The sequence below is a fragment of the Elstera litoralis genome (assembly GCF_000963705.1).
GTDB classification, from domain to species: Bacteria; Pseudomonadota; Alphaproteobacteria; order Elsterales; family Elsteraceae; genus Elstera; species Elstera litoralis.
In genome coordinates this window covers 1-15428 of sequence record NZ_LAJY01000349.1, presented here as the reverse complement: position 1 = coordinate 15428, position 15428 = coordinate 1, and the positions used below count along the sequence as shown (strand labels likewise).

Annotated in this window: 13 protein-coding genes; 4 read left to right on the top strand and 9 right to left on the bottom strand. The window is 63.4% G+C overall.

Going from position 1 to position 15428, the window contains the following annotated elements:
* The 7 genes from VZ95_RS13360 to VZ95_RS13330 all read right to left on the bottom strand — a co-directional run.
* Positions 1–1124 (bottom strand): FGGY-family carbohydrate kinase (locus tag VZ95_RS13360; RefSeq protein WP_045776286.1); only part of this gene is annotated, 1124 nt, incomplete at its 3' end.
* Positions 1125–1147: 23 nt separating this feature from the next.
* Positions 1148–1462 carry an L-rhamnose mutarotase gene (rhaM, locus tag VZ95_RS13355; protein WP_045776285.1) on the bottom strand — a complete coding sequence of 105 codons (315 nt, stop codon included), beginning with the start codon at positions 1460–1462 and terminating at the stop codon, positions 1148–1150.
* Positions 1462–2460 carry an ABC transporter permease gene (locus VZ95_RS13350; RefSeq protein WP_045776284.1) on the bottom strand — a complete coding sequence of 333 codons (999 nt, stop codon included), beginning with the start codon at positions 2458–2460 and terminating at the stop codon, positions 1462–1464. Before VZ95_RS13350 ends, rhaM begins: the two co-directional genes overlap by 1 nt.
* A complete protein-coding gene (locus VZ95_RS13345; RefSeq protein WP_045776283.1) occupies positions 2457–3425 on the bottom strand; it encodes an ABC transporter permease in 969 nt (322 codons plus the stop codon). The genes VZ95_RS13350 and VZ95_RS13345 overlap by 4 nt, the downstream gene beginning before the upstream one ends.
* A gap of 2 nt (positions 3426–3427) precedes the next feature.
* A complete protein-coding gene (locus VZ95_RS13340) occupies positions 3428–4885 on the bottom strand; it encodes a sugar ABC transporter ATP-binding protein (RefSeq protein ID WP_198148291.1) in 1458 nt (485 codons plus the stop codon).
* A gap of 150 nt (positions 4886–5035) precedes the next feature.
* The gene (gene rhaS / locus VZ95_RS13335) at positions 5036–6037 is read right to left on the bottom strand and encodes a rhamnose ABC transporter substrate-binding protein (protein WP_232302659.1); all 1002 of its coding nucleotides are present in this window, start codon (positions 6035–6037) and stop codon (positions 5036–5038) included.
* A 71-nt stretch (positions 6038–6108) separates the two neighbouring features.
* Positions 6109–6900 carry a DeoR/GlpR family DNA-binding transcription regulator gene (locus tag VZ95_RS13330; protein ID WP_045776281.1) on the bottom strand — a complete coding sequence of 264 codons (792 nt, stop codon included), beginning with the start codon at positions 6898–6900 and terminating at the stop codon, positions 6109–6111.
* Positions 6901–7150: 250 nt separating this feature from the next.
* On the opposite strand from VZ95_RS13330, the gene VZ95_RS27220 reads away from it, so the two are divergent.
* From VZ95_RS27220 to rhaI, 3 genes are read left to right on the top strand one after another with little or no spacing between them, the layout of a single operon-like run.
* Positions 7151–7693 (top strand): class II aldolase/adducin family protein, encoded by a 543-nt coding sequence (locus VZ95_RS27220; RefSeq protein ID WP_232302658.1) that lies wholly within the window; start codon positions 7151–7153, stop codon positions 7691–7693.
* Between the two features lie 44 nt (positions 7694–7737).
* Positions 7738–9246 (top strand): bifunctional rhamnulose-1-phosphate aldolase/short-chain dehydrogenase, encoded by a 1509-nt coding sequence (locus VZ95_RS13325; protein ID WP_232302657.1) that lies wholly within the window; start codon positions 7738–7740, stop codon positions 9244–9246.
* Positions 9247–9260: 14 nt separating this feature from the next.
* A complete protein-coding gene (gene rhaI, locus VZ95_RS13320) occupies positions 9261–10553 on the top strand; it encodes an L-rhamnose catabolism isomerase (protein ID WP_045776280.1) in 1293 nt (430 codons plus the stop codon).
* Between the two features lie 29 nt (positions 10554–10582).
* On the opposite strand, the gene VZ95_RS13315 is transcribed toward rhaI, so the two are convergent.
* Positions 10583–11914 carry a nitrate regulatory protein gene (locus VZ95_RS13315; RefSeq protein WP_045776279.1) on the bottom strand — a complete coding sequence of 444 codons (1332 nt, stop codon included), beginning with the start codon at positions 11912–11914 and terminating at the stop codon, positions 10583–10585.
* Between the two features lie 625 nt (positions 11915–12539).
* Here VZ95_RS13315 and VZ95_RS13310 point away from each other — a divergent pair.
* Positions 12540–14663 carry a methyl-accepting chemotaxis protein gene (locus VZ95_RS13310; protein ID WP_198148290.1) on the top strand — a complete coding sequence of 708 codons (2124 nt, stop codon included), beginning with the start codon at positions 12540–12542 and terminating at the stop codon, positions 14661–14663.
* A 9-nt stretch (positions 14664–14672) separates the two neighbouring features.
* On the opposite strand, the gene VZ95_RS13305 is transcribed toward VZ95_RS13310, so the two are convergent.
* Positions 14673–15428 (bottom strand): HAD-IC family P-type ATPase (locus VZ95_RS13305; protein ID WP_045776277.1); only part of this gene is annotated, 756 nt, incomplete at its 5' end.

Genomic DNA, 15428 nt, shown 5'->3' with positions numbered 1-15428 from the left:
CCTTCCAGCCGGATCGGCCCCTGACTGCCGCAGAGATCGAGGCAGACGTCGGTCATGAGGGCGAGATAGAGGCTGGCGAGACTCGCCCGCCCGTCCGCCGACAGATCGCCCGCCCGAATTTCGCCGCCCCGCCCCGGAAACGGCCCGCCGGTTTCGGAGAAACCCGGCAAGATCATCGCCCCCGCCGCCATCAGCGCGCGGGTCAGATCGGCGTCGGGCGTTCCGTGCCCGCCGGTTAACACTTGATACTCTCGCCCGCCCATGAAGCGCGCGCAGGGCACCGGCGTTCCGAGCGCATCGACATTCGCAAGACAATCGCGCGCCGGATCGAGCCGAGGTATATCCCCGCCGCCGCCCATCGCGATAATCCACGTTCCCGTTGAGACGACCGAGAACGGCTCCTCTGCCGAGAGGCGGTGACGCAGAAACGAGGCGTTGCTATCGTGAATCCCCGTGCGCACCCGGCAGGTCGGCGGCAACCCAGTGCGGGCGGCCAGGGTCGGCGAAATCGGCCCCACCACCTCCCCAGCGGCGGCTAGCGGCGGAAACAAAGCCTGCCACCCCTGCCCCGTGACCAGGGAGGAGAAACGGCCCGTTCGCGGAGCCCAGAGATCGGTGTGACAGCCAAGCGAGGTCACTTCACTCACTGCCCGCCCGCTCAACCGAAAAGCCCAATATTGCGGATAGGGCAAAATCCAGCGCGCCCGCGCAAATTCGGCGGGAAACTGCTGCTGGAGCCAAAAAATCTGCCGCCCGAGGTTGAGGCCTAAGGGCAGATCGGGCGAGAGGGTTTCGGTGAAATCGGGGCGAAGGGCGGTATAGGCCCCCGCTTCCGGCAGGGGCGTTTCATAATCGAGGATCGGCAACACCAAATCCCCTACCGCCGTCACCAAGACCGCACAGGCACCGTGGGTGACGGGCACAATATCGGTAATCGTAAACCGTGCCGCCGCTTGGGCCAGCCGATCGATCAGCCAGGCCTCTGCCCCCGCCGCATCGGCATGGGGGTAGGGCGGCCCGGCCAGCGGCGCATTGGGGCGGGTATCGGACCAGAGCAGCCGCCCGCCATCGAGCACGCAGAGCTTCAGATTGGTTTTACCGCAGTCGAAAACCGCAATCGCCATGTCTCAATCCAACTAAAAAACATCTAATCCAAATGAAAAACACAGGGCAGCGGGCGCACGACCGGGGAATTATCCGGGTTTACCACCATCAGATCGGCCATAAAGGCCCACCAGCGCTGCATAATCGGATACTCGGGCAGCCGGTCCATCCGATGCCCCGCCGCCCGGCGCAGCACGGCGAAAAGCGTGAGGCTCTGGGGATCGAGAAAAATGCTGTAATCGGCAATCCCTGCCTCTTTCAGAAGCGCGCTGAGGTCGGGCCAAATCTCATCGTGGCGGCGCTGATACTCGGCTTCGGTGCCGGGCTTCAACTGCATGGCGAAGGCGATTTTTTCCATTACGATTTCCCTCCCCGGCGCAGCCGCGCCAGAAGTTGCGGCACGGCGACGGCGACGAGCAGCAGTAGGCCGATCAGCGTGCTCATGACGATGCCGGGCACATTCAGCAGCCCCATTCCAAACCCAGCCATCCCCAGCAAGAATACCGCCAGCACCACCCCGCCGATGGTTCCGGCCCCGCCCGCAATGCTCACCCCGCCGAGAATGACCATTGTGATGATCTCAAGTTCCCAGCCGCTCGCGATATTCGGGCGGGTGCTGCCGATGCGCGCGGTTAGGAAGACGGCGGCCAACCCGGCGATGAGGCCGGTTAGGGCGAAGAGCATCAATTTCGTCCGCGCCACGCTCAGCCCAGAAAAACGCGCCGCCGTGGGGTTGAGGCCGATGGCGTACAGCCGCCGCCCGATCACCGTGCCGTGCAAGACCAGCGCGAACCCCGCCGCAAGCGCCAGGAAAAGCGCGAACTCCAGGTTGACGAAAGGAATGAGCTTCACCGTCGCAAGGTCGGTGAAAGCCTCTGGATAAGCCGTAATCGCCCGGTCGCCCAACACGACTGACGTAATGCCGCGAAACAGCGACAGCGTGCCTATGGTCACGACGATGGACGGCAACCCCAGCCCCGCCACCAACGCGCCGTTCAGCAGCCCGGCGGCAAGGCCGGTGAGCATTCCGATCGCAACGAGCCCCGGCATTCCCACCCCCACTTCCGCCGCAAGCCCAATGAGGAGCGAGGCGAGCGCCATGATCGAGGCGACCGAAATATCGATCTCGCGCACGATGATGAGCAGCGCCATCGGCAGGGCGACCATCGCCTTTTCGGTGAAATTCGCCGTGGCGTCGGCCAGATTATAGGGATCGAGAAAATAGGGCGACACGAGACTGTTTCCGGCCATTACCAGAACCAGCAGGGCCGCCAGCAGCAGTTCCCATCGGCGCATCAGTCGGAGCCCCCAGGGCGAAGAGGATGGCGGCAGCGGCGCGAGTTTGAGGCTGGTCATCGCGTGCCCTCCGCCGATTTCGGGCGCAGAATGATTTTGGCGGCGCGGCCCTTCTGCCGGTTGAGCATCACGGCGGCCAGAATAACCGCGCCGGAAATCAGCATTTGCCAGAAGGGGGAAATCGCCATGATCGGGAGGGCATTGCCGATCATCCCCAAGAACGCCACGCCCAGCAGGCAGCCCAAAACCGTGCCGATGCCGCCCGCGATACTGACCCCGCCGATAACGCAAGCGGCGATGATCTGAAGCTCAAACCCCTGCGCCGCATCCGTGAACGCAATCCCGTAACGCCCAACCCAGAGCGCCCCGCACAGGCCCGCCACCGCGCCGCTAATCGCATAAACCGAAAACAGCACCCGTCCCGAGGCAATCCCAACATAGCGGGCCGCACTCGGATTGCCGCCATAGGCGTAAATCGAGCGCCCGAAGCGGCTATAGCGCAGCACGGCATAGGCCAGCAGGATCGTCAGCAGCGCAAACCAGACGAGATGGGTCAGGCCGAATAGTCTTTCGGTCGGGAAACCCCGGAAGGCGGCGGGCATATCGTGGGACGAAACCCACCGCCCGCCGCTCAGCAGGAACGTTGCGCCCCGGTACAGGCTCATGCTGGCCAGCGTCACGACAATGGGCGGCACGTTCAACCAAGCAACGAAAGCTCCATTGACGGCACCGAGGCCGAGGCCGACGAGCGGCCCGATCAGCAGCAGCAGCCCAAGCGGCAGATCCGGGAACGCCTGCCCGGTCAAAGCCGCCGCCATACCGCAGAAGGCCAGCATCGCCGCAACCGACAGATCGATGCCCCGCGTCAAGATCACCAGCATTTGCGCCAGCGCCATCATCGCCAGCAGCGCGGTATCGGTGGCGATATCGTCGAGCGTCGCAAAGGTTAGAAAGACGGGCGCGCGCCAGCCGATGATTAGGGCGAGGCCGAGAACGACCGCCGCTAGAATGAGATCGCGCCGCATCCTCAGCCTCCCGTCGCCGCGCGCGCCAGCACCGCCGCCCCTTGGACGGGGTCGGTGGCGAAATCGGCGCGCTCAAAACTGCCGCAGGGGCGGCCCTGCTGCATAACGATGATGCGGTCGGCCATGCCCATGACCTCCGGCAGTTCGGAGGAAACCAGAATGACCGCCAGCCCTTCGGCGACAAGATCGCTCATGAAATCATGCACCTTGGCTTTCGATCCGACGTCGATCCCCTTGGTCGGCTCGTCGAGGATGATGACTTTCGGGGCCGTCGCCAGCCATTTGCCGATTACCACCTTCTGCTGATTGCCCCCCGAGAGCGCATCGACGCGGGTGTGCCAGTCCGGCGCTTTCACCGCCAACCGCCGCGCGAAGGTTTCGGCCACCGCCCCTTCCTTCCGGGCCGATAGAAACCAGCCGCCGGTAATGCGCTCCAGCAGCGGCAGCGTGATATTGTCGCGAATGCTCATCGGCAGAATCGCGCCTTGGCTCTGCCGATCCTCGGGCACATAGGCGATTCCGGCGGCGATGGCCTCCTTCGGGCTGGTCACGCGCAGGCTTTGCCCGCCGAGGGAAACCGTCCCGCCGCTGACCGGGGTAAGGCCAAACAGCGCCTGCATCACCTCGCTGCGCCCCGCGCCGACGAGACCGTAAAACCCGAGGATTTCCCCGGCGCGCACCGTAAAGCTCACCTCGGCAAACTCGGTCGGATGGCACAGGTCGCGCACCTCCAGCACCGGCGCGCCGATGGGCACGGCACGCTTGGGGAAGACGGCCCCCATCGCCCGCCCAACCATCAGGGCAACCAGTTCATCGACGCTGGTATCGGCAATCGCCCCGTCGGCCACGAAAGCCCCGTCGCGCATCACGACAAAGGAATCGGCGATTTCAAAGATTTCATCGAACTTATGGGAGATGAAGAGAATGGCGACGCCTTGCGCCTTCAACTGCCGCACCAGCCGATAGAGATCCTCGATCTCCCGGTGCGAGAGGGCCGCCGTCGGCTCGTCCATAATCAGCACGCGGCTGTCGTGGCAGAGGGCACGGGCCATTTCCACCAGATGCTTTTGCGCGATGGAGAGATCGCCGCAGCGGGTTTGCAGGGGCAGTTCGGCCCCCAGCCGGTCCAGCACTGCCTGGGCCTGGGCCAGCAGAGCTTTCCAGTCGATCAATCCCCGCCGCCAGCCGCGCTCATGCCGAGGCCAATGCCCGGCGCAGATATTTTCCGCCACGCTCAGATCATCGAACATCACGGTTTCCTGATGGATTGCCGCGATGCCCGCCGCTTGCGATTCCTGGGGCGACGCGAAATGCCGCTCCACCCCATCCAGGCGCAGGCTGCCCGCATCCGGCGGGTAAATCCCCGTGAGGATTTTCACCAAGGTCGATTTCCCCGCGCCATTCTCGCCAATCAAGGCGGTGACGCGGCCCGGCGTGAGGCTGAGGCGACCATCGCGCAAAGCGGCAACGGCCCCGAAGGACTTTTTTCAGTCCTTCCACGGCTAGAACCATTCGTCCCTCCCTTCGGGAGCGTCGGGGACGCTGTCCCCGACACCCCAGGCCGGGGGATATATCCCCCGGTTTTCCTATTTTCTTATTTGAACCGTCGCTTAGAAATACTTGGCGTATTTCAGCACGTTATCCTTATCGAAGGTGAAGGGCTCCGCCATCGCGGCTTCGCCTTTATCGTCGATCGTGAGCGTGCCCATGCGCCCAACGGGCACTTTCTCGCCCGCTTTCCCCTTCAACTCGCCCTTAATGAACTGCACAGCGGCATAGGTGACGGTATAACCGAGGTCGACCGGGTTCCAGATGGCGAAGCTTTTGGTTGCGCCGCTCTGCACATGGCCCTTCATTTCCGACGGCAAGCCAAGGCCGGTGACATAGACCTTGCCGATCAACCCTTGATCCGCCACGGCTTTTGCCGCCGCAACGATGCCGACCGAGGTTGGGGCGATGATGGCCTTCAGGTTCGGGAAGGATTTGAACAGGCCCTGGGCCTCGCGGTAGCTCTTATCGGCTTGATCGTCGCCATAAACCGTGGAAACGAGTTTCAGCGATGAAAATTCGGGCTTTGCCAGCTCCTTTTTCATTTCGGCGATCCAGATATTTTGGTTCGTCGCTTGGGCGGTCGCCGACAGAATGGCGACTTCGCCCCCCGCCGCGCCCACGGCATCCAACGCCATTTGCACTTGCTTCTGACCAATCAGCGCCGCATTGGACGGGTTCAATTGCAGCAAACGGCCACTGGCGATCCCGCTATCGAAGGAAATAACCTTAATCCCGCGTTCGGCGGCGCGTTTGGCCACCGGCACCAGGGCGTTGGCATCATTCGCCGAAATGGCGATAGCATCGACTTTCTGAGCGATCAACGCGTTCATCAGTTCGATCTGCCCCTCGGCGGTCGCCGTCGTCGGGCCGGTGTAGATCAACTCGACATTACCAAGCTCGTTCGAGGCTTCAATTCCGCCTTCCTTACAGGCTTCAAAGAAGCCATTGCCGAGCGATTTGACCAGCATGGCCACGCGCAGCTTATCGGCGGCATCGGCGGAGTTCATCGCCAGAACGCCGACGATGACGGCAAGGCTGGCGGTTTTCAGAAATTTGGTCACGGCGTACATCCTCCCTTGGATGATTTTCCCCGCCGGAGCCGTTCTTTTGCGCTCGCTTAGGCGGGGGTCGGTTAAGCCGCTGAGCGGTTTCGCCAGCGGGGTACAATCATCAACTCCACGCCCGCGTCGCGCAGCAGCGCGGTGGCGGTCTCGCTGATGCCATCGTCGGTCACGACGATATCGATGCGGGATAAGGGGCAGAGAATGAGACTGCCCCGCCCTGTAAATTTGCTGCTATCGACCAAAACCACGAGTTTTTCGGCCTGATCGATCAGCTTCTGTTCGGCGCGAATCAGCAGCGGGTCCGACTGCATCAGCCCATGCTGCGTCAGCGCTTGTGCCCCCATGAATAATTTTGACGCAAAGAAACGGTGCGTCAGATCATTATCGAAGGGGCTCAGCACCAGTTGCTGCTCGCGGAAAATCTCACCGCCCGGCAAAGTCACGCGGTTCTCGCCGTGGCGCATCAGAAAGTCGGCAATGGGAAGGCTGTTGGTCAGCACCTCCACGTTGGTTTGCACGAGGAATTCCGTCATGGCGAAGGTAGTGGTGCCACCGTCGATAATAATGGAATCGCGCTCGCCGCAAAGTTCCACGGCCCGGCGGGCAATGGCGCGCTTGGTTTCGCGGTTCAAGGTGGCGTTGTAATCGAACGGCGGTTCGGTCAGATGCGTCGGACGCGCCCCCAAGGCCTGCGCTCCGCCGCGCACCCGGCGCAACAGCCCCGCCGTCTCCATCTCCTGCAAATCGCGCCGCACGGTTGCCCGCGACGCATCGAGCCGGGCCATGAGATCCTGAATCCCAAGGGTTCCCTGCTTTTGCAGCAGCGCGGCGATCAGTCCGTGACGTTCGTGTTGATGCATGGAAAAGGCCCTCTCTGGCCGGTGTGACGAAAGGCGTAAATCTTAGAGGCATCACCCGTCAAGCGTAATTGTTCATTTTTGCGTCGCAAAAAACGTCATATTTGCGTCGCAATCGCGATCTTTTGCGACGCAAAATTACCTATTCCATTTGACAGCGCCCCCAAAATTGCGGCCTCATGCCGATGAAACGGGAATGAGACCCGATTCTCATCCCAAAATGACGCATTTTGAATAATTCCGGAGCCGGACCGTGACGCCAACCACCCCCTCCCGTATCCCCTCTTTATGGGATGTTGCCCGCGCCGCCACGCTATCTGGACCGGAACTGCTGCTGTACCGCTCCAATCTGCTCGGCTCGGACCTGCGCGTCACCAATTACGGCGGCGGCAATACATCCGCTAAGTTGACGCATTCTGACCCATTGACCGGGCAGGACGTGACGGTTTTATGGGTGAAGGGCTCCGGCGGCGATCTCGGCAGTATGGCGCTCGATGGGTTCTCCACGCTCTATCTCGATAAGCTTCAGCAGTTGAAAACCCTCTATCGCGGCCTTGCCCATGAAGATGAAATGGTCGGCTATCTGCCCCATTGCACCTTCAACCTCAACCCGCGCGCCGCCAGCATCGACACGCCGCTGCACGCCTATATTCCCTATGCCCATGTCGATCACATGCACCCGGACGCGGTCATCGCTATCGCCGCCGCCGCCCGCAGTGAGGAACTGACTGAGGCGGTTTTCGGTGGCGAAATCGGCTGGCTGCCCTGGCAACGGCCGGGGTTCGACCTAGGCTGAAGCTGGAGGCGCTGGCGCGGTCCAACCCCAAGCTGTGCGGCATTATGCTCGGCGGCCACGGCGTTTTCACTTGGGGCGATACGGCGCAGGAATGCTACGAAACCACCCTGCGGATCATCAACCGCGCCGATGAGTGGCTGGCAACCACCATCACCGGCGCGGCCTTCGGCGGCCCTGCCTGTGCCCCCCTGCCCGAGGCAGAGCGCCGCGCCGTTGCCGCCGCGCTGATGCCCGCTTTACGCGGCAAAATCTCGGCAACGCAGCCGAAGGTAGGCCATTTCAACGATAGCGCGGAAGTGCTGGAATTCGTCTGTGCTCGGGACCGGGACGCGCTGGCCGCCCTCGGCACCTCCTGCCCCGACCATTTCCTGCGCACGAAAATCCGCCCGCTGGTCGTTCCTTTCAATCCCACGGCGCCCGATCTTCCCGCAACCCTCGCCGCGCTGGAAGACGCTGTTGCAGCCTATCGCGCCGACTATGCCGCCTATTACGACCGCTGCCGCCGCCCGACCAGCCCGAAGATGCGCGATCCCAACGCGGTCGTGTACCTCGTACCCGGGGTCGGCATGATTACCTTTGCCGCCGATAAGGCCACGGCGCGCATTGCCGGGGAATTCTATGTGAATGCCATCAACGTCATGCGCGGGGCCAATGGGGCCGACCGCTACGTCGGGCTTGATGAACAGGAAGCCTTCGACATCGAATATTGGCTACTCGAAGAGGCCAAGCTTCAACGCCTGCCGAAACCGAAAAGCTTGGCCGGACAAATCGCCCTTGTCACCGGCGGGGCGGGGGGTATCGGGCGGGCAACGGTCGAATCGCTGCTCGGCGAGGGCGCGGCCGTGGTGCTGGCCGATATCGACGCCGCCAGCCTCGATAGCACAGTGCAGGATTTTGCCAAACGCTTCGGCAAGGACCGGGTGGCGGGCGTGCGCTTGGATGTGACCGACGAAGCTTCCGTTTGCGCCGGGTTCGACGCGGCGGCCTTGGCCTTCGGCGGGGTCGATCTGCTGGTCTCCAATGCGGGCATCGCCTCGTCAGCGCCGATTGAAGAAACCTCGCTCGATCTGTGGAACCGCAATATCTCGGTGCTCGCCACCGGCTATTTCCTGGTAGCGCGCGAAGCCTTCAAGGTGATGAAAACTCAAGGAACGGGCGGGGCCATTGTTTTCATCGGCAGCAAGAACGCCCTCGCCGCCTCGCCCAACGCCTCGGCCTATTGCACGGCCAAGGCTGCCGAACTGCATTTGGCCCGCTGCCTTGCCTTGGAAGGCGCGCCGCTCGGCATCCGCGTCAATAGCGTCAATCCCGATGCCGTGCTGCGCGGCTCGAAAATCTGGAGCGGCTCCTGGCTGCAAGAGCGGGCGGAGGCCTATAATCTCTCCACCGACGCGCTGGAAGATCATTACCGCCAGCGCAGTCTGCTGAAACGCTCCGTCTATCCCGAAGATATTGCCGCTGCCGTGCTGTTCTTCTGCACGGGGGCCTCGGCGAAATCGACCGGGAATATTCTAAATGTCGACGCGGGCAATGCCGCCGCCTTTACCCGCTGAGGAGGGGACCCCCCATGAGCTTTCGGATTTCCGCCGACGCCATCGGCACAGATAACGCCCGCCGCCTTGCCTTTCTTGAAGATGATTACGCCGCCCTGAAGCGCCAAATGGCCCGGCGCGGCATTGATCTCGACGCCATCGCCGATCAGGTCGCCGCCTTCGGCGTTGCCCTGCCAAGCTGGGGCGTTGGCACCGGCGGCACGCGCTTTGCGCGTTTCGCCGGATCGGGGGAGCCGCGCGGCCTCGATGATAAGCTGGAAGATTGCGCGACGATCCACCAACTCACCCGCGCCACCCCCACCGTCTCGCTGCATTTCCCCTGGGATAAACCGTCGGACGCTACCGCGCTGAAGGCGCAGGCGGCGAGCCTTGGCCTCGGGTTCGATGCGGTCAACTCCAACACATTTCAGGACCAGCCCGGCCAGCCGGTTTCGTATAAATTCGGCAGCCTCAGCCATCCCGATAAAGCCGTGCGCGACCTTGCCGTCGCCCATAATATCGACTGCATCCGCTTAGGCGAGACGCTCGGCGCGCCCGCCCTGACCGTCTGGGTTGGCGATGGGGCGAATTTCCCCGGCCAGCAGAATTTTACCGCCGCTTTCGACCGTTACCTCGACAGTATGGCGCAAATCTATGCCGCCCTGCCGCAAGACTGGTCGGTCTTCATCGAGCATAAGCTGTTCGAGCCCGCCTTTTACGCCACCGTTATCGCCGATTGGGGCAGCAGTTACCTCGCCGCGACGGAACTCGGCCCGAAGGCGAAATGCCTCGTCGATCTCGGCCATCACGCGCCGAATACCAATATCGAAATGATTGTGGCGCGCCTGGTGCGCTTCGGTAAGCTTGCGGGCTTTCACTTCAACGACAGTAAATATGGTGATGATGATCTGGATAGCGGGTCGATCAACCCGTTCCAACTGTTCTTGATCTTCAATGAGTTGGTCGATGCCGCCCAGCGCGGCACCCCCGGCTTTGCGCCCGCCTATATGCTCGACCAATCTCATAATGTCACCGACCCCATCGAAAGCCTGATGAATAGTGCGATGGAAGTGCAGCGCCGCTATGCCCAGGCGCTGCTGATCGACCGCGCCGCCCTGACCGAGGCCCAAACCGCCTGCGACGCCCTCGGTGCGCATAATATTCTGAAGCAGGCCTTCAATACCGATGTATCGCCGCTGCTGGCCGAGGTTCGCCACCGCGCGGGCGGGGCTATCGACCCGCTCGCCCTCTACCGCGCCAGCGGCTACCGGGCCGCAAAAGCCCAGGAACGCCCCCCGCGCGGCGGATCGTCGGCGGGGATCGTCTAGCGCGCGTTTAGGCCGATCCGGAGTAGGCTTCAGGGGGCGGGATCATTGCCGGGAGTGAGCCCGTGTAGGATATCGGCGGTGCTGAGGATGGCTTCCGCGACATCGACGATGCGTTTATTTTGATTCATGGCGACCTTGCGCATCAGCTTATAGGCGTTTTCTTCCGATAGGCTGCGGCTGGCCATCAGCACGCCTTTGGCGCGATCGATGGTTTTGCGTTCGGCCAGTGCCGTTCGGGCGGTTTCCAACTGGGTGCTGACGTCTTGGATCTGACGGGATTGCGATTGCACCACGTCCAGAATGGAGCGCGTGAGTTTGGGGCTAATCCCTTCCAGCGTATAAAGGCCAAGGGCGGTTTCGGCGTCGGTCTCGGGGCGGCCCGACGCCATCACCAGCAGGGCGACCGGCATGACCGTCTCGGGGCCGAGCGGGCCGACCGTATCGAGATCGGCGCGCGCCTCGGTGAGTTTCGCCGCGCACAGGCCAGTGAGATCGGCGGTCAGCCGGTCTTCCAGGCCTTTCAGCGCGTCGATCCGGCGGGTGGTTTCATCGAACCAGGTTTCGGCGACACTCTTCGGCACAAGCCCCTCGCGCGTCTCATCGAGGGCAAAGCGGCGCATCTGCTCCACCAGATCGGTACTCGGCCCGGCAAGCACGGCGCGGCAGGCCACGGCCTGATCGATATCGGCGAATTCGGCAAAAAGGTAAAAGCTGCGCTCCTGCATCGCCATCAGCGAGCGGAGTTGACGCCGATCCATATCGCCGAAATGCCCGCGCGCAAAAGCGGTGCCGGCGGTCGCCCGCTCCTGCCCGGCAAACTCCTTGCCCTGAATGAGATTGAACAGGGCGGCCAGCGCGCGGGAAATCACCGGGTCCGGCGTTACATCCGCCGCCTCGAACACCACGGCCAGAAGATCGCGGATGAGATCGGTGAACGCCTTGATCGCATCCAGCGGTGCGAGCGCGAGGCCGAGAATCTGCCGCCGCAAACCGGGCAAACCATCCAGCGCGTAGAGCGCAATCGCAAGGCGGCTATAGAATTGCGCGCCGGATCGAAGCCGATCGGGCGGCCCCTGAATCGTCTCCAAGCGCGCCCGAACGACCTGCTCCAACGCCCGGCTTTCGGCCCCCCGCTCCGCTAGCCGTGCTGCGAAGGCAGTGCCGTTGGAGCCGAGGTAAACCGAGGAAGCGCCGCGTTCCTTCTGGAGGGCGTGGATCAACTCCCCGATCTCCTTCAAGAGGGCGCTCACCGACAGAAGCCGTTCGAGATCTTGGATCCGGCAAAGGCGCGCCGCGCGCAAAAACCGTTCCGCCGCCCCTGGCCGAAGTGCGGCTTCTTCCCGTTCGTCCTGGGCAGTCATGGCAGTTTTCCTCTTTTGAGCGCCCCCGCGCCGCACACTTGAGCCCGGCGCGGGGGCGCGACAGGAGCAAGAGATAGCAGCAAAATATCGGCCAACCCGTCGACGCGTGGGCATTTATCAGAAAATGACCGAAAGATCGCACTGAGCGCGGCCCAAGGCGGGACGCGATTGCGGGTTAAAATTGCTCAATTCTTAATCATGATGCGCAATTTATACGCTCAACCCCAGGATTATGGCGCGAAATGAACCGCCGTTCCCGTCGGAATTAACGGGGATTTTTAGCAGTTTCCAGAAACCGCGCGGCGAACGGCCCGACTTTTGCTTCCATCGTTGAAAGCCGATTGCGCCAGGACACCGATGTCCGGTGCCGGTGTGTTGTGGCCTAACGCCGGGCCACGAAACGATGCCGTCAACCGTCTCCAACCTCCCCTTAGGAGGTTTGGGATCGGCGATAGTCTCGTTGCCCTAAGCTTGGGGCCCTAAGCTTGGGCAGAATTCTCATCTTCCCTATCGGGCAGCGCGGTCGTCTTGCACCGCGCGCCGCCGCCGCCAGCCTATCGCCCCCTCACAGCGCGGGCGCGGGCTATGCTGTAACGCCACTGACCGAGCGATGGAGAATCACGCAATGGCCCATTCTTCTTCCGAGGGAGCCCTGCACGCCGGACGCATGGGGGATGGTTTTTCCCTGACGGCCCCCACGGCAAAGATCGATGCGGCCCGGCACACCGAAGCCCCCCGCCCGCCCGAGGCGGTCGGTCGCCGGTCGAACCATCCGCGCACGGCCGCACGGTTTTTGCTGACGGCCCGATACCGCAAGCTGCGCAGTCTCGATCAACTTGCCGCCGTTTCAAGCCTGATTACGACGATCAGCGCCTTGATCCATGAATTGCAGAAGGAGCGCGGCAGTTGGAACGTTTATCTCAACAGTAATGGTCGCCAGTTTGCCGCGCAGATCGATCAGCAGATCGACCTGTGCCGAACCCAGGAACACGCGCTGCGCGTCGGATGCGATGGGCTGGACCGAATGGCGCATCCGGCGGCCATTTTCCTGCGCGTCGGCGACGCGCTGCACGGGCTGGACCGATTGCCGGAGTTGCGGCAACGGGCCAAGGCGTTGACGGTAACGGCCCGCGACGCGACCGCCGCCTTTTCCAGCCTCATCGCCCAACTGCTCACCGCCGTCGCGCAAGCGCTCGATGTGATCGCCGATCCCGATATTTCGCGGGCGTTGATCGGTCTGTTCAATTTTATGCAGGGTAAGGAATATGCAGGCCAGGAGCGGGCGACCGGCAGCGCGGGCTTTTCGGCAGGGATCTTCGACGCCGCCCAGCATCGGCGGTTCCTGGATTTGATCGCCGCACAGGCGCGTTCTTTTCGAATTTTCGCGGAGTATGCAACGCCCACTCAGGCCGAACGCGCCCGGCAGGTCTTCTCCGGGCCGAAAACCGCCACCTTCGAGCGCATGCGCCACCTCGCCAGCGCCAACGGCATGACCGGCCCGCTGGATGGGATCGACGGCCGCGCCTGGTACGACCAAGCCACCCAGCGGATCGACGGGCTCAAGCAGGTGGAAGACGCGCTGGCGGCCGACCTGCACGCGCTCTGCAAGGTGAAGCGCCAGGAGGCGTGGGCCGAGTTCAATGCCCCCATCCGCAGCCTTATCCCGGAGGCGGGGTGGGCGCTGCGCATCGATTGCGCGCTCACCCGCCACCGGCTCACCCGCACCGCCCGCTGGGAAAACCGGCTTGCGGCGGATATGCGGGAGGCCGTCGCCAGCCTGTCGGGGCGCAAGCGCACGACGCCCTGGATGACGGCGACCGTCCGCCTGTTCCAAACCGGCTTGGGCGATGCGGCAACGCTCGCCGCTCAGCAGCAGCAAGAGCGCTTGGCCCAGGAGGAGCGTCAACAAAATCTGGAAGATGCCGTGCATGAGTTCGGCGCAACCAGCCGGTCGGTCCTCGCCACGCTGGCCGGGATGGCGACGCGCATGCACGATAGCGCCCAGCGGATGTTCGACAGTGCCGAAGAGGCGTGCCAACGCTCGATGACGCTCGCCAGCGCCTCGCGCCAGTCGCTCGCGGGCGTGCAGGCGGTCGCGCAAGCGGCGGACGATCTTTCGACCGCCGTCCGGGATATTACCACTCAGGCCGAGCAAACCTCGCACATTGCCCGAGCGACGGTCGAGAAATTCGAGCATACCGCCACCACAGTGACGGGCCTCCAAGGGGCCGCCGGGCGTATTGGCGACGTGGTGACGCTGATCCAATCGATCGCCAGTCAAACCAATCTGCTGGCGCTGAATGCCACTATCGAAGCAGCGCGGGCCGGGGAGGCCGGGAAAGGTTTTGCCGTCGTCGCCGGGGAGGTCAAGACCCTCGCTAATCAGACCGCCGGGGCGACCAGCGACATCGCCCGCCAAGTGACCAATATTCAAACCGAATCCACCGCCACAGTCGATACCATCGCTATCGTGCGGGCAATGATGGACCAGATGGAAACCGTCATCGCCCAGTCGGCGGCGGCCCTCGTGCATCAGAAGGCGGCCACCGACCATATTGCCGTGAGTATTCAGCATGTGGCGGGCGGGGCTCAGGCGGTTTCGGATACCGTGGAGGGCGTCGCCCATGCCGCCGACGACAGCGGCACGATTGCCGCCCAAGTTCTCGACATATCGAAGGAGCTTGAGACGATTTCAAGCACCATTCAGGACAGCCTCGCCCGCTTCATGGATAAAGTGCGGACCCATTAACCGACGCGCCTACCCCCGATAACGCAGCAACCGCAGCGCATTGAGGGTAACGAGAACGGTGCCGCCGGTATCGGCCAAGACCGCCATCCACAGGCCGGTTTCGCCGAGCAGCGTCGTGACTAGAAAGATCGCCTTGAGCCCCAGGGCGACGATCACATTCTGCCGGATGATGCGCAGGGTAGCGCGCGAGAGCGTGACCATCGAGACGAGACCGCCGATCCGGCCGTGCAGCAGGGCCGCATCCGCCGTTTCCAAGGCAATATCGGTGCCCTTGCCCATCGCAATGCCGATATCGGCCCGGGCGAGTGCGGGGGCGTCGTTGATGCCGTCGCCGACCATTGCCACTGTGCCGCCGTGGCGCAGGGCTTCGATGGCGGCAAGCTTATCGGCAGGCAGCAGATCGCCGCGCGCCTCGACGCCCAAGGCCGCGCCAATCGCCGCCGCCGTGCGGGCATTGTCCCCGGTCAGCATGAGGGTTCGGATGCCGAGCGCCGTTAGCGCCGCAAGCGCCGCCTTGGCGTCCGCGCGCGGCTCGTCCCGCAGCGCGATAACGCCGATCACGCGGGCGTTGCGGCTGACGACGACCACCGTCTTCCCCTCGGTTTCCAGAGCGGCAATCGTGGCGCTCAGGGCGGGGGAGAGCCATTCTTGCGCTTCGGCATAGCGGGGGGAGGTGATGTCGACCTGATCCCCCTCCACCTGAGCGCGCACGCCGACCCCCGGTAAGACCTGGCCGCCCGTCGCCTCGACCACAGGGAGCGCGCG

What these genes read in the sequence shown, in the direction of transcription:
- VZ95_RS13310 (WP_198148290.1), top strand. Translation starts at nt 12,540, where the DNA reads ATGGCCCATTCTTCTTCCGAGGGAGCCCTGCACGCCGGACGCATGGGG.
- rhaM (WP_045776285.1), bottom strand. Translation starts at nt 1,462, where the DNA reads ATGGAAAAAATCGCCTTCGCCATGCAGTTGAAGCCCGGCACCGAAGCC.
- VZ95_RS13345 (WP_045776283.1), bottom strand. Translation starts at nt 3,425, where the DNA reads ATGCGGCGCGATCTCATTCTAGCGGCGGTCGTTCTCGGCCTCGCCCTA.
- VZ95_RS13315 (WP_045776279.1), bottom strand. Translation starts at nt 11,914, where the DNA reads ATGACTGCCCAGGACGAACGGGAAGAAGCCGCACTTCGGCCAGGGGCG.
- rhaI (WP_045776280.1), top strand. Translation starts at nt 9,261, where the DNA reads ATGAGCTTTCGGATTTCCGCCGACGCCATCGGCACAGATAACGCCCGC.
- VZ95_RS13350 (WP_045776284.1), bottom strand. Translation starts at nt 2,460, where the DNA reads ATGACCAGCCTCAAACTCGCGCCGCTGCCGCCATCCTCTTCGCCCTGG.
- VZ95_RS13325 (WP_232302657.1), top strand. Translation starts at nt 7,738, where the DNA reads ATGCTCGGCGGCCACGGCGTTTTCACTTGGGGCGATACGGCGCAGGAA.
- VZ95_RS13330 (WP_045776281.1), bottom strand. Translation starts at nt 6,900, where the DNA reads ATGCATCAACACGAACGTCACGGACTGATCGCCGCGCTGCTGCAAAAG.